Annotated in this window: 18 protein-coding genes; 11 read left to right on the top strand and 7 right to left on the bottom strand. The window is 61.6% G+C overall.

What is annotated here, in order from left to right:
* Window positions 1-3: 3 nt before the first annotated feature.
* The 3 genes from AC0L26_RS13060 to hslV are packed head-to-tail and all read right to left on the bottom strand — an operon-like array spanning window position 4 to window position 1,723.
* A complete protein-coding gene (locus tag AC0L26_RS13060) occupies window positions 4-603 on the bottom strand; it encodes a DUF2585 domain-containing protein (protein ID WP_473632894.1) in 600 nt (199 codons plus the stop codon).
* A 5-nt stretch (window positions 604-608) separates the two neighbouring features.
* Complete coding sequence (locus AC0L26_RS13055) at window positions 609-1,118, bottom strand: GNAT family N-acetyltransferase (protein ID WP_473632893.1); 510 nt, start codon at window positions 1,116-1,118, stop codon at window positions 609-611.
* A gap of 53 nt (window positions 1,119-1,171) precedes the next feature.
* Window positions 1,172-1,723, bottom strand: a complete 552-nt coding sequence (gene hslV / locus AC0L26_RS13050) for an ATP-dependent protease subunit HslV (RefSeq protein WP_473632892.1) — start codon at window positions 1,721-1,723, stop codon at window positions 1,172-1,174.
* A gap of 220 nt (window positions 1,724-1,943) precedes the next feature.
* On the opposite strand from hslV, the gene hisB reads away from it, so the two are divergent.
* From hisB to AC0L26_RS13000, 10 genes are all read left to right on the top strand, one after another.
* The gene (gene hisB / locus AC0L26_RS13045) at window positions 1,944-2,543 is read left to right on the top strand and encodes an imidazoleglycerol-phosphate dehydratase HisB (protein WP_473632891.1); all 600 of its coding nucleotides are present in this window, start codon (window positions 1,944-1,946) and stop codon (window positions 2,541-2,543) included.
* 3 nt (window positions 2,544-2,546) lie between these two features.
* Window positions 2,547-3,023, top strand: coding sequence for a DUF2628 domain-containing protein (locus tag AC0L26_RS13040; protein WP_473632890.1), 477 nt, complete (start codon window positions 2,547-2,549; stop codon window positions 3,021-3,023).
* A 1-nt stretch (window position 3,024) separates the two neighbouring features.
* Window positions 3,025-3,675: an imidazole glycerol phosphate synthase subunit HisH gene (gene hisH, locus AC0L26_RS13035; RefSeq protein WP_473632888.1), complete on the top strand. Its 651-nt coding sequence runs from the start codon at window positions 3,025-3,027 to the stop codon at window positions 3,673-3,675.
* Between the two features lie 11 nt (window positions 3,676-3,686).
* The gene (locus AC0L26_RS13030) at window positions 3,687-3,977 is read left to right on the top strand and encodes a DUF1330 domain-containing protein (protein ID WP_473632887.1); all 291 of its coding nucleotides are present in this window, start codon (window positions 3,687-3,689) and stop codon (window positions 3,975-3,977) included.
* Between the two features lie 3 nt (window positions 3,978-3,980).
* Window positions 3,981-4,730: a 1-(5-phosphoribosyl)-5-[(5-phosphoribosylamino)methylideneamino]imidazole-4-carboxamide isomerase gene (hisA, locus tag AC0L26_RS13025; RefSeq protein WP_473632886.1), complete on the top strand. Its 750-nt coding sequence runs from the start codon at window positions 3,981-3,983 to the stop codon at window positions 4,728-4,730.
* Complete coding sequence (locus AC0L26_RS13020; RefSeq protein WP_473632885.1) at window positions 4,727-5,563, top strand: arginase family protein; 837 nt, start codon at window positions 4,727-4,729, stop codon at window positions 5,561-5,563. The genes hisA and AC0L26_RS13020 overlap by 4 nt, the downstream gene beginning before the upstream one ends.
* The gene (gene hisF / locus AC0L26_RS13015) at window positions 5,560-6,354 is read left to right on the top strand and encodes an imidazole glycerol phosphate synthase subunit HisF (RefSeq protein WP_473633204.1); all 795 of its coding nucleotides are present in this window, start codon (window positions 5,560-5,562) and stop codon (window positions 6,352-6,354) included. The genes AC0L26_RS13020 and hisF overlap by 4 nt, the downstream gene beginning before the upstream one ends.
* A 69-nt stretch (window positions 6,355-6,423) precedes the next feature.
* Window positions 6,424-6,750 carry a phosphoribosyl-ATP diphosphatase gene (locus tag AC0L26_RS13010; protein WP_473632884.1) on the top strand — a complete coding sequence of 109 codons (327 nt, stop codon included), beginning with the start codon at window positions 6,424-6,426 and terminating at the stop codon, window positions 6,748-6,750.
* A gap of 24 nt (window positions 6,751-6,774) precedes the next feature.
* Window positions 6,775-7,734: a type I pantothenate kinase gene (gene coaA / locus AC0L26_RS13005; protein WP_354489722.1), complete on the top strand. Its 960-nt coding sequence runs from the start codon at window positions 6,775-6,777 to the stop codon at window positions 7,732-7,734.
* A gap of 86 nt (window positions 7,735-7,820) precedes the next feature.
* Window positions 7,821-8,270 (top strand): GtrA family protein, encoded by a 450-nt coding sequence (locus AC0L26_RS13000; RefSeq protein ID WP_473633203.1) that lies wholly within the window; start codon window positions 7,821-7,823, stop codon window positions 8,268-8,270.
* A gap of 37 nt (window positions 8,271-8,307) precedes the next feature.
* Here the strand turns inward: AC0L26_RS13000 and AC0L26_RS12995 are convergent, their stop codons facing one another.
* The 4 genes from AC0L26_RS12995 to AC0L26_RS12980 all read right to left on the bottom strand — a co-directional run bounded on the left by AC0L26_RS12995 (window position 8,308) and on the right by AC0L26_RS12980 (window position 11,912).
* The gene (locus tag AC0L26_RS12995; protein ID WP_473632883.1) at window positions 8,308-8,952 is read right to left on the bottom strand and encodes an alpha-ketoglutarate-dependent dioxygenase AlkB family protein; all 645 of its coding nucleotides are present in this window, start codon (window positions 8,950-8,952) and stop codon (window positions 8,308-8,310) included.
* Between the two features lie 247 nt (window positions 8,953-9,199).
* On the bottom strand, window positions 9,200-9,673 hold the full coding sequence (lysM, locus tag AC0L26_RS12990) for a peptidoglycan-binding protein LysM (RefSeq protein WP_473632882.1): 474 nt from the start codon (window positions 9,671-9,673) through the stop codon (window positions 9,200-9,202).
* A gap of 89 nt (window positions 9,674-9,762) precedes the next feature.
* The gene (arfB, locus tag AC0L26_RS12985; RefSeq protein WP_473632881.1) at window positions 9,763-10,200 is read right to left on the bottom strand and encodes an alternative ribosome rescue aminoacyl-tRNA hydrolase ArfB; all 438 of its coding nucleotides are present in this window, start codon (window positions 10,198-10,200) and stop codon (window positions 9,763-9,765) included.
* 101 nt (window positions 10,201-10,301) lie between these two features.
* Window positions 10,302-11,912: a phosphoenolpyruvate carboxykinase gene (locus AC0L26_RS12980; protein WP_473632880.1), complete on the bottom strand. Its 1,611-nt coding sequence runs from the start codon at window positions 11,910-11,912 to the stop codon at window positions 10,302-10,304.
* A gap of 342 nt (window positions 11,913-12,254) precedes the next feature.
* Here AC0L26_RS12980 and AC0L26_RS12975 point away from each other — a divergent pair, with 342 nt between their 5' ends.
* Complete coding sequence (locus AC0L26_RS12975; RefSeq protein ID WP_354489712.1) at window positions 12,255-12,956, top strand: response regulator transcription factor; 702 nt, start codon at window positions 12,255-12,257, stop codon at window positions 12,954-12,956.
* The last annotated feature ends 46 nt before the right edge of the window (window positions 12,957-13,002 follow it).

Below are 13,002 nucleotides of genomic sequence, written 5' to 3'. Positions count from 1 at the left end.
TCCCTAAATTCCACTTTGCCACTGCCGGATGGACTCGAACGGATGCAGCAGCATGATCACGTTGAGTGTCAGATTGTCCCTGATGATGTAGCCGACACCGAATTCGAAGATGAGAGCGAGGGTCACGATCACCCATATAGGAAGCTTGCGCGCCATCACAAATCCCAACACCATCGCCAGCGTGTCCGCCGCCGAATTGATGATGCTGTCGCCGTAGTAATCGAGCGAAATCGTGCCGGCGCGGTAGCGCTCGATAATCAAAGGGCTGTTCTCGAGAAGTTCCCAACCGCCCTCTATGGCGACCGCAAATGCCAGTCTGAGCCCGACCGGCGAGCGCGGGAACAGAGCCCACGCCAACGCATAGAACAGGAAGCCATGGATGATGTGCGAGAATGTGTACCAGTCGGAAATATGCTGGGAATTCTCCGAGCTCTGCACGATGCCGTGCCACAGCTTGACATAGCCGCATGTGCAGATCGGCGTCCGGCCCATGCCGTAAAGGGCTCCAGCCTGGAATATGATCAGTCCGAGGACGAGCAGAAGCCCCATCCGCCAGCTGTCTTCATAGGCCGAGACGGGTTTATCGGTGCCGGTTGTGCTCATGCTGTTTACTGCCCCTCTTCGGCGTCAATTGCCATCAGCACGGCGTCGCCATACTCCGATTGCCTGCGATCGATAGCTCTGAAACCGGCTTTTTCATAGGCGCGGATCGCTCGTCCGTTGGCCGGATCCGGGTCGATGATGACACGCGGCGCCCCTTCCTCGAACAGCTGTTCCGCGAATTGCCGGACAATTGCCGAGCCGTGGCCGCGCCCGACAAGCTCAGGCCTGCCGATCGACAGATCGATGCCGAGCGTGCCGAATGGCTGGTCGCTATAGGGGTGGCCGTCCTCCAGATGCGGATCGTAGCTCTGTAGGTAGCCGATCGGCTCGCCATCGAGCTCGATGATCAGCGGTTCGACGGAAATGCTGTCGATGTGCTCGCGGATCTGGACGATCTCCGTTTCGGGATCATCCCACCACTCGGCGACATGCGGCTCGGCGAGCCATGCCGCGATCATCGGCAGGTCCGCCTCCGTCACCGGCCGAAAATCATATCTATTCTCTTGTTTGGCCATGACCTCCTCCGAAAACCGGTTTCCACTTTTCGGGATCATGGCCAGCGGCCGGGTCAGCCGGCATCGAGCGTTTCGATGACGAAGTTGTTGTTGGTGTAGACGCAAATGTCCGAAGCGATCTGCATCGCCTTGCGGGCGATCTCCTCGGCATCCTTGTCGCTGTCCATCAGCGCGCGCGCCGCGGCCAGCGCGTAATTGCCGCCCGAACCGATGGCCATGACGCCATGTTCGGGTTCGAGCACGTCGCCGGTGCCGGTCAGCGCCAGCGAGACCGACTTGTCGGCGACCAGCATCATCGCTTCGAGCCGGCGCAGATATCGGTCGGTGCGCCAGTCCTTGGCGAGTTCGACGCATGCCCGCGTCAGTTGCTCCGGATATTGTTCGAGCTTAGCCTCGAGCCGCTCCAGAAGGGTGAAGGCGTCGGCGGTGGCCCCGGCGAAACCGGCAATGACGTTGCCGCCCTTGCCGATGCGGCGCACCTTCTTGGCGTTGCCCTTCATGATGGTCTGGCCAAGACTGACCTGGCCGTCGCCGGCGATGACCACTTTGCTGCCCTTGCGCACCGTCACGATGGTCGTGGCGTGCATGGTCAGATTATCAGACATTTTCTGCTCCGATCAGCACCGATCCGAGAAGGCGATTGGCGCGTTACGAGTGACTTGATCGGCCATATGTATGCATAGGTCCGATGATTGCAAACCGGCCATCCGCCAGCCTCGATAACGCCTGGCATGGCAACTGGCAATCGCCGGATCATGCTGCTAGAAGGCTCTCGTTTTTCAAGCAAGTGATCGCTTGGACTGAACTCTGGACAAGGATGAGGTCATGCCGCCCCGTTCCGCCAACGCAAGCCGCAAGACTGGGGAAACCGACATAACCGTGTCGGTTCAGGTCGACGGCTCAGGAAAATCCGATATTTCGACGGGCGTCGGCTTCTTCGATCATATGCTGGACCAGCTTTCGCGTCATTCACTGATCGACATGACGGTCAAGGCCAAGGGCGATCTGCACATAGACGACCACCACACGGTCGAGGATACCGGTATCGCGCTCGGCCAGGCACTGGCCAAGGCACTGGGCGATCGGCGCGGCATCATGCGCTATGCCTCGATCGATCTCGCCATGGACGAGACGCTGACGCGGGCGGCCATCGATGTCTCCGGCCGCCCGTTCCTTGTCTGGAACGTTGCGTTCTCATCCCCGAAGATCGGCACGTTCGACACCGAACTGGTGCGCGAATTCTTCCAGGCCCTGGCGCAGAATGCCGGCATCACGCTGCATGTCACCAACCACTACGGCGCCAACAATCACCATATCGCCGAAACCTGCTTCAAGGCCGTGGCGCGTGCGCTGCGCACAGCACTTGAAAGCGACCCGCGCCAGCCGGACGCGGTTCCTTCCACCAAGGGATCTCTGAAGGGATAGGTCATGGCCATCTATGTCGTGATGGAACCGCCCGGCCGCGCCGAAAAGTCTGATATGACGGCCTTTATCCGGGATGGTTTTTCCTGGCTCGGCTTCCTCGTTCCGCCGCTGTGGCTGCTCTGGCACCGCTTATGGATCGAGGCGGCCTTGGCCTTTGTCGCCATGGCTCTCCTATCGATGCTTGCCGAAGCATTGAGCCTTGGGCTGGCCGGCCCGCTGCTGTCGCTGCTCGTATCGCTTTATGTCGGGCTGGAAGGGCAGGCCTTGCGGATTGCCGCACTGCGCCGTCGTGGCTGGCATGAATGGGGCGTGGTCGAGGCTGACAGGCTCGACGATGCCGATACGCGCTATGTGCTGGAAGCCGAAACGCATCCGGACGAGCAAGCGCCCGCGCCACGCATCGTCCCGGATGCCGCCCACGCGCGGCCAGCACAGATGGGCATCGCGCTAGGGCTGAACCACACGCCGGGAAGACCCTGACATGCGGGTCGCGATCATCGACTATGGTTCGGGCAATCTGCGCTCGGCCACCAAGGCCTTCGAGCGCGCCGCGCACGAAGCCGGCATCGCCGCCGCCATCGATCTGACCGCCGATGCCGAGCGCGTCAGAACCGCCGACCGCATCGTCCTGCCCGGCGTCGGCGCCTATGCCGATTGCGCGGCCGGGCTGCGCGCTGTGCCCGGCATGTGGGAAGCGGTGGAGGAGGTCGCGATCGTCAAGCGGCGGCCGTTCCTCGGCATCTGCGTCGGCATGCAGCTGATGTCGGAGCGAGGTCTGGAAAAGACCGTTACGAAAGGCTTTGGCTGGATTGGCGGCGACGTCAGGGAGATCACCCCGGCCGATCCTGCGCTTAAGATCCCGCAGATCGGCTGGAACACGATCGAGCTTACGCGCAAGCATCCGCTGTTTTCCGGCATTCCGACCGGCACCAAGGGATTGCATGCCTATTTCGTCCACTCCTATCATCTCGACGCCAGGAAACCCGACGATGTGCTGGCGATTGCCGACTATGGTGGCCCGGTGACGGCCGCTGTCAGCAGTGACAATCTCGCCGGCACGCAGTTCCATCCCGAAAAGAGCCAGGCCCTTGGCCTGGCGCTGATCACCAATTTCCTGCGCTGGAAGCCCTGAAGGGGAAAATCATGAGCAAGAAGGGCTATTGGATGGCCATGGTCGATGTCCGCGCCCCTGAGATCTACAAGCAGTATATCGCGGCGAACGCGGCAGCTCTTGCGAAATACGGCGCAAAATTTGCCGTGCGGGCCGGGCGCCATGCGAACCCGGAAGGGCCGACAGGCAGTCGCCACGTGCTGGTGGAGTTCCAGTCCTACGATAAAGCGATGGAATGCTACGAATCGCCTGAATACCAGGAAGCCTTGAAATACAGGCTTGCCGCCCCGACGGGCCACTTCGTCATCGTCGAAGGCGCCTGAACGGTGATCCTGTTCCCGGCCATCGATCTCAAGGACGGCAAGTGCGTGCGCCTGAAGCACGGCGATATGGCGACCGCGACGATCTACAATGACGATCCGGCCGCGCAGGCCCGAGCCTTCGAAGAACAAGGCTTCGAGTGGCTGCATGTCGTCGACCTCAACGGCGCGTTCAAAGGCCAAAGCGTCAACGGCGCCGCGGTCGGCGCCATCCTCAAGGCGACGAAAAATCCGGTGCAACTCGGCGGCGGCATCCGCACGTTGGAGCAGATCGAGGACTGGCTCGACCGTGGGCTGGCCCGCGTCATTCTCGGCACTGTGGCCGTGCGCGACCCCGATCTGGTCAGGCAGGCCTGCAAGGCATTTCCGGGCAAGATCGCCGTCGGCATCGACGCCAAGGGCGGCAAGGTGGCGGTCGAGGGCTGGGCCGAGGCCTCGAGCCTGGGCGTCATCGAATTGGCGAAGAAGTTCGAGGGCGCCGGCGTCGCCGCGATCATCTACACCGACATCGACCGTGACGGCGTGCTGACCGGCATCAACTGGGACGCCACGATCGGTCTCGCCGAAGCGGTGTCGATCCCGGTCATCGCCTCGGGAGGTCTGGCCTCGGTCGCCGACATCGTGCGCATGACCATGACCGATGCGCAAAAACTCGAAGGCGCCATCTCGGGCCGCGCGCTTTACGACGGGCGTATCGACCCGGCCGAGGCACTGGCGATCCTAGCGGCCGGATCTGAGAAGGCGAGGGCGCGATGAAACTCACGATCATCCTCGCCCCCTATGACAGCGGCCTTTACCATGCGGGCTGTGGCCAGGGCCCCGACGCCATCATTGCCGGCGGCCTCGTCGATGAACTTACCTTCCGCGGCCACGATGTGGTCGTCGAGGACATCGGCGAGGTCGGCGATGCCCAGAGACGCGAAATCGCAACGGGCTTCGCGGTTTGCCGGGCAGTCGCCACCAAGGTCGATCTGGCGCGCGACGATGAGCGTTTTCCCATCGTGCTCACTGGAAATTGCCTGACCGCCGCCGGTGCGGTGGCCGGCGACGCCGCGGATTCGATCATCTGGATCGATCAGCATGGCGACCTCAACACACCCGAGACCTCCGCCTACGGCTTCCTCGACGGCATGGCGCTGGCGACGACGCTGGGTCTCTGCTGGCGCCCGATGGCAGCAACGATTCCCGGCTTCCGGGCGATAGATCCGTCCCGGTGCATGCTGGTCGATGCGCGCGACCTCGATCCCGACGAAAAGCGCCTGCTGGACACATTGCCTGTCATTCGCACCCAATATGCCGATGCGCTCGACAGTGTCGGAAGGCTGAAAGCAGCCGGCGCCGTTCAGGCACATCTGCATCTGGATCTGGACGTCCACGACCCGCATTTGCTGCAAGTGAACCGCTATACGCAGCCGGGAGGCCCAAGCCCGGATCAACTGCGGCAACTCGTTTGCGGGCTGGCCAGGGCGATCCCGATTGCTGGCGTCACCCTGTCCGCCTACGACCCGGCATTTGACGCCAAGGGCGAGGTTCCGCCTGTCGTCGGTCAATTGCTTGGCGATTTTCTTGCCGCACGTGAGAGGATCTGATGCTGAAAGCCCGCGTCATCCCCTGCCTCGACGTCAAGAACGGCCGTGTCGTCAAAGGCGTCAACTTCGTCGACCTGATCGATGCCGGCGATCCGGTCGAGGCGGCAAAAGCCTATGACGCCGCAGGCGCCGACGAACTCTGCTTCCTCGACATCACCGCGTCATCCGACAACCGCGAGACCATCTTCGACATTGTCGCGCGCACCGCAGAACAATGTTTCATGCCGCTGACCGTCGGCGGCGGCGTGCGCCAGGTCGCCGACATAAGAAAGCTGCTTTTGGCCGGCGCCGACAAGGTGTCGATCAACACGGCGGCCGTGAAGAATCCCGATTTCGTCGCCGAGGCGGCCGACAAATTCGGCAACCAGTGCATCGTCGTCGCCATCGACGCCAAGAAAGTATCCGGTGAAGGCGAGGCCGACCGCTGGCAGATTTTTACTCATGGCGGCCGCGAGAAGACCGGCATCGACGCGGTCGAATTCGCTCAGCAGATGGTCGATCGCGGCGCCGGCGAGATCCTGCTGACGTCGATGGACCGCGACGGCACCAAGGCGGGCTACGACCTTGCGCTGACCCGCGCGATCGCCGACGCCGTGCGTGCGCCGGTCATCGCCTCCGGCGGCGTCGGCACGCTCGATCACCTGGTCGAGGGCATTCGCGACGGCCATGCCGGTGCGGTGCTGGCGGCATCGATTTTCCATTTCGGCACGTACAGCATTGCCGAGGCCAAGGCACATATGGCCCGCGCCGGGCTGCCGATGCGACTGGACTCAACGGGTGATCGGCTCTAAGCATGATCGCGCAAACTGGGAACCGGTTCTCGAAAAAGATCATGCTTAAACAAGCAGATAGATGGCGCCATGACTGAGTTCTCGCTCTCCGACCTCGAGTCGGTCATCAGGGAGCGCGCGCATTCCGGCGATCCGGATTCGTGGACGGCAAAGCTGTTCGCCCGCGGCATGGACAAGGCGGCGCAGAAGCTTGGCGAAGAGGCGGTCGAAACGGTAATCGCAGCCGTTGGCGGGGACAGGCAAGCCCTCGTTTCGGAAAGCGCCGATCTCATCTATCATTGGCTGGTCGTTCTGGGTGTCGCCGGCATTCCGCTTGCCGATGTCCTGACCGAACTCGATCGCCGCACCAGTCGTTCGGGCATCGCCGAAAAGGCGTCTCGGCAGGACCGGGGCTGATCGCTGCGGAGGCAAGGAAACTCGATGGACCAGCTCGCCCCCACCGAGAAGTATTCGCCCTTTCGTTTTTTCTCGGCCGAGCAATGGTCTCAGTTCCGCGCCGACACGCCGATGACGCTGGGCGAGGACGAGATCCATCGCCTGCGCTCGCTCAACGATCCGGTCGACCTCGAAGAGGTCAAGCGCATCTATCTTTCGCTGTCGCGCCTCTTGTCGGCCCATGTCGAGGCCAGCCAGCTGCTGTTCAGGCAGCGCCAGGCCTTCTTCAACGCATTGGATATCGTCAAAACGCCCTTCATCATCGGCATTGCCGGCTCTGTCGCGGTCGGCAAATCGACCACCGCACGCGTGCTCAAGGAATTGCTGGCGCGCTGGCCGTCGAGCCCCAAGGTCGATCTGATCACCACCGACGGCTTCCTGCTTCCCAACGAAATCCTGCGCCGCAACAATCTGATGGAACGCAAGGGCTTTCCCGACAGCTATGATGTCGGCGCCCTGCTGCGTTTCCTGTCGGGCATAAAATCGGCGCAGCGCAATGTCCGCGCGCCTGTTTATTCGCACCTGACCTACGACGTCATTCCCGGCGAGTTCCAGACCATCGACCGGCCGGACATATTGATCTTCGAAGGCATCAATGTCCTTCAGCCTGGCAAGTTGCCGAAGGACGGCAAGATCGTGCCTTTCCTGTCGGATTTCTTCGACTTCGCCATCTATATCGATGCCGAAGAGGCACTGATCCATCACTGGTACATCGCCCGCTTCATGCGGCTGCGCGAAACCGCCTTCCGCGACCCGGCCTCCTTCTTCCACCGTTATTCGCAGCTTTCCGAGGACTCGGCCCGCGCCATTGCCGAGGGCCTATGGGCCAACATCAATCTGAAGAACTTGCGCGAGAACATCCTGCCGACCAGGGCCCGGGCCGATCTCATCCTGCGCAAGGGCGCCAACCATCTGGTCGAGGAGGTGGCGCTCAGGAAGCTGTAACGAAGCGGTTAACGGCGCTTTAGGCAGTATCCGCTATCGTTCGTTGCCAATCCCAAAGCATTTGTCGGGAGCAGCCGGTGATCATCATGCCTGCATTGCGCCTGCCCGACATTTCCGCCTGGCGCAGCACACTCGCCCCGCGCCGGCTTCTCAAATTCGCCTCGGTGGGCCTTGCGGCCACAGTCCTCTATGCGCTTTGTGCCGGCCTTTTCGCCAGCGCCGGGTCAAGATACGTGTCGCCGGCCCTGGCCTCCGTCGCCGCCTACGCGATTGCAGCCATATTCTCCTATCTCGGCCACAAGTTCTTCACGTTCATGTCGGCCGGCTCGCATCAATTCGAAGCGCCGCGCTTCGCTGTGCTGACCGGATTCGGTCTTGCCGCCGCCTATCTCCTTCCGATGCTCCTCGTCGGACAGTTCGGCCTGCCTGTAGCAGTTCCTATACTGCTCACTTGCATCCTCATTCCCGTCGTCAACTTTGTCGTTCTCGACCGCTGGATCTTTTCCGGCCGTTCAGCGGCGGGCCTCGACCGGTGACCCCGAAAACGGATGCCGGTTTGCCAAAATCCGATGTTTAACCAAAGGCTTGAAGGTCCGCCTCCCGGCCAGGATCTGTCACTCGCCTCAGCGTCAGATTGATCCGCCCGCCATTCCTGAGCAACGCCGAGGTCGACGGATAGATGCGGTCGACGCCGTGAAAACAGAGACGGCCTTCGCCGCCAAGCACGACGACGTCGCCGCTTTTCAGCCTGAACGATTTGGTGCCGCCTTCGCGCGTGCTTTGGCCGACCCTGAACAGGCAATCGTCACCCAGTGAGACGGAGACGACCGGCGCGGAGAAATCCTCCTCGTCGCGGTCCTGATGAAGACCCATCTTCGCGTCCGGTGAATAGAAATTGACCAGGCAGGCCTGCGGCGGATGCGGATAGGCAGACACGTCCCGCCACAGCTCCAGCAGCACGTCCGGGATCGGCGGCCAGGGCGTTCCGGTCACCGGGTGCGTCGGCTGATAGCGATAGCCGTGCTCTTTGTCGGTGACCCAGCCGAGCGAACCGCAATTGGTCATGCGCACGCTCATCTCCTTGCCGGTGCGCGGCATGGCCGGCACGAACAGGGGAGCCTCCTGCACGACCCGTCTCACATCCTCGACCAGCGCCTCCTGCACCGCGCGGGACAGATAGCCTGGCATGTGGCGGACGCCTTTGGGCAGAACGAGCATCAGTCTGGTCGCTTCATCAGCTTTATCCGGCAAACAATGCCACCAACAAACAAGAACGGCGACCCGAAAGCCGCCGTTCTTGTCCTTGGATGGCAATCGCCAGCTTAAGGTGTGGTGAGATTCAGGTCAGGCCGAGCCGAAAATCGTGGGTTGCGAAACCGGAGCGGAGCGTACTTAAGTACGTGAGCACCGGAAGCGCAGAAAATGCCGTCAGATGGCCGCCGGAGTAGAGTTTCCAAACAGTCTCTTAGTCGAGATCCGGTATGCGCAGGACCTGCCCCGGATAGATCTTGTCCGGGTGAGTCAGCATCGGCTTGTTGGCCTCGAAAATGATCGAGTTCTTTGCACCCTTGCCCTTGCCGTAGCTTTTTTCGGCGATTTTCCAGAGGTTGTCGCCCTTCTTGACCGTGTAGAAGGTCGGTTCCTTGGCCGCGGTTGCGGGTGCGCCGGATTCAGGTGTGGCGACCTGCAATTCGTCCGCTTGCACCTTGGAGACGCCGAGCGTGTTGCCGACGGCGACGACCGCCTTTTCGAAGATCGATTGATCCTTGACCACGCCTTTCAGGACGGCCGTATCGCCCTTGACGACGACTTCCACATTGTCGGTGCCGAGCGCATGCGAATCGAGCTCCTTCTTGAGCGTATCGGCGGTCGGCTCCGGCTCATCGTCGCCGATGCCGAGCTTCTTGCCGACACCCTTGACGAAATCAAATATGCCCATCTGTGGTCTCCCTTGCTCTGACGAATACCGAACTTGCCATTTGCAACCTTGAATTGGAAGCCGCTTCGTTCGCGCAATCCATGTCGCGCCTAGTCGTTCTCTACCCGGCCGCGCAGCTTCTTGATTGTGCCCCGGCCGGCTTTCGTCTTGAGGCGGCGTTCGACCGCGCCTTTCGACGGCCTTGTCTTCTTGCGCGGCGGCGGTGGCGGTTCGGCAGCTTTGGCGACCAGTGCGGTAAGCCGGGCCCGCGCATCCGCCCGGTTCTGCTCTTGGGTGCGGAAACGTCCGGCTTCAATGACGATGACGCCGTCTTTGGTGGCGCGTTGGCCGGCCAGCTTTATGGTTCGCTCGCGCACGCGCTCCGACAGGCCCGGTGCATTTGCCGCATCAAAGCGCAATTGCACCGCCGTCGCCACTTTGTTGACGTTTTGGCCGCCAGGGCCGGACGAGCGGATGAAGTCCTCATGCAGGTCACCCGGATGGATCACCGCACCGTCGGCAATGATAATCTTGTCGTCAGCGTTCATGCCCCAGTCATGGCGCGGTGGACGAAAAAAGGAAAGGCCCGATCCCGGGGTCGGGTCTTCCCGATCCTGGGTCGGGACTTGAGAAGATATTGAACCCGCGATTATTCCGCGGCTTCGCGCATGCGCGGCGCAGCGCCGAGCACGACGGCGTCGACATGAGGTTCGAATTTTTCGAAATTGACGGCGAACATGCCGACCAGCCTCGCCGCCTGCAGGTCATAGGCCGATGTGTCGGCCCAGGTCGATCTCGGATCGAGAATGGCGCGGTCGATGCCCGCAACCGCCACCGGCACATCGAAGCCAAAATTGGCGTCGGTCCGGAAATCGGCCCCTTTCAGCGAGCCGTCGAGCGCCGCCGCAAGCAGCGCCCGCGTCGCCTTGATAGGCATTCGCTTGCCGGTGCCGTAGGCGCCGCCGGTCCAGCCGGTGTTGACCAGCCAGCAATCGACGCCGTGATGGTCGATCAGCTCGCGTAGCAGATTGCCGTATTCCGACGGATGGCGCGGCATGAACGGTGCGCCGAAACAGGTTGAAAACGTCGCTTCGGGTTCGGTGACGCCCTTTTCGGTCCCTGCCACCTTGGCGGTGTAGCCGGAGAGGAAATGATACATCGCCTGCGCCGGGGTGAGCCGTGCGATCGGCGGCATCACGCCAAATGCGTCGGCGGTCAGCATGATGATGTTTTTCGGGTGACCGGCGCGGCCCGTTTTGCTGGCGTTGGGGATAAAATGGAGCGGATAGGCGCAGCGCGTGTTTTCAGTGAGGCTGCCGTCGTCGAAGTCCGGTACGCGGCCGGCGTCGAGCACCACATTCTCCAGCACCGTGCCGAAGCGTTGGGTGGTGGCGAAGATCTCCGGCTCGGCCTCGGCCGAAAGCTTGATCGTCTTGGCATAGCAGCCGCCTTCGAAATTGAAGACGCCGTGCGGACCCCAGCCGTGCTCGTCGTCGCCGACCAGCGTGCGCGACGGATCGGCCGACAGCGTCGTCTTGCCGGTTCCCGAGAGACCGAAGAAGATCGCCGTATCTCCGCCGGCGCCCTCGTTGGCCGAGCAATGCATCGGCATCACGCCTTTCGCCGGCAACAGATAGTTGAGCACGGTGAACACCGACTTCTTCATTTCGCCGGCGTAAGAGGTGCCGCCGATCAGCACGATCATCCGCGAGAGATCGACGGCGATCACCGTTTCGGTGCGGGTGCCGTGGCGGACCGGATCGGCGCGGAACGACGGCAGGTCGATGATCGTCATGTCGGGCACGAAATGCTCGAGCTCGGCGGCTTCCGGACGAATGAGCAGATTTCGGATGAACAAGGAGTGCCAGGCAAGCTCCGTGACGACCCTGGTCGTCAGCCTCAAATCGTCATCGGCGCCGCCGACCAGATCCTGCACATAGAGATCCTTGTCGGCCGCATGGGCACGAAAATCGGCGAGCAGTGCGTCGAACTGGGTCGGCGAAATCGCCTTGTTATTGTCCCACCACACATGCGGACCGGTGGTCTCGTCGCGCACGACGAACTTGTCCTTGGGCGAGCGGCCGGTATGCTGTCCGGTCTCGGCGACGAGCGCGCCATGGGCGGTGAGCCGGGCCTCGCCACGGCGGATCGCTTCTTCGTAAAGGACGGCCTCGCCGAAATTATAGCGTACAGCGCCCGTCGTTTTCAGGCCGATCCGATCGATCGCCCATGCGGGATTGCGTTTGCCGGCTTCCGACATGAGGGTTCCTTCTTCGATTTGAGCATCCTGGCCGGCGAATTTCCGGAGCCCCCACTGAGGAGACTGTAAGCGTCAGAACCAGAAAAGCCAAATGATATCAAACAATTAATCGATTTAAATATTTTGAAAGTTGTTTAAATCGTTTATATGTGCAAAAAAACAGGCGGTTGCCCAAAGGATTGGCGGTCTTTATCAGTCCAATCGATATCGAGGTGAGATTGTGGCCGCCGGCATGCCGCTCGTGACAGCGGACGAAGCCTATGCCACATTTTGTACCTAATTTGTCCTGCAAAAGCCCCTTCTCGACCAAAGAAGGGACAGCTCATGAGGGAGCCACTTGAAATGGCAACAATCGCGCTTGTCGACGACGATCGCAACATTCTGACTTCGGTGTCGATCGCCCTTGAATCGGAGGGGTATCGCGTCGAAACCTACACGGATGGGGCATCGGCGCTGGAAGGCCTGGCGGCTCGCCCGCCGAATCTCGCCATCCTCGACATCAAGATGCCGCGCATGGACGGCATGGAACTGCTGCGCCGGATGCGGCAGAAATCCGATCTGCCGGTGATCTTCCTGACGTCCAAGGACGACGAGATCGACGAGCTTTTCGGCCTCAAGATGGGCGCCGACGATTTCATCCGCAAACCCTTCTCGCAGCGTCTTCTGGTCGAGCGGGTCCGTGCGGTGCTGCGCCGTGCCAGTACCCGCGAGGCGTCGGCCAAGACGCCAAACCAGCAGGCCCGTTCGCTTGAGCGCGGCCAGCTTGTCATGGACCAGGAGCGCCACACCTGCACCTGGAAGGGCGAGCCGGTAACGCTTACCGTCACTGAGTTCCTGATCCTGCATTCTCTGGCCCAGCGTCCCGGTGTGGTAAAAAGCCGTGATGCGCTTATGGATTCGGCCTATGATGAGCAGGTCTATGTCGATGACCGCACCATCGACAGTCACATCAAGCGGCTTCGCAAGAAGTTCAAGGCCGTCGATGATGACTTCGAGATGATCGAAACCCTTTACGGAGTCGGATACCGGTTCCGCGAAGCGTGAGACAGTGAATGGTGAATGGTGAATAGTGCGCGGGTCCTTTATGGAT

The organism is Mesorhizobium sp. WSM4823, from assembly GCF_055811195.1.
The sequence above is the reverse complement of the archived record's forward strand: the minus strand, read 5'-3'. Positions and strand labels throughout refer to the sequence as shown.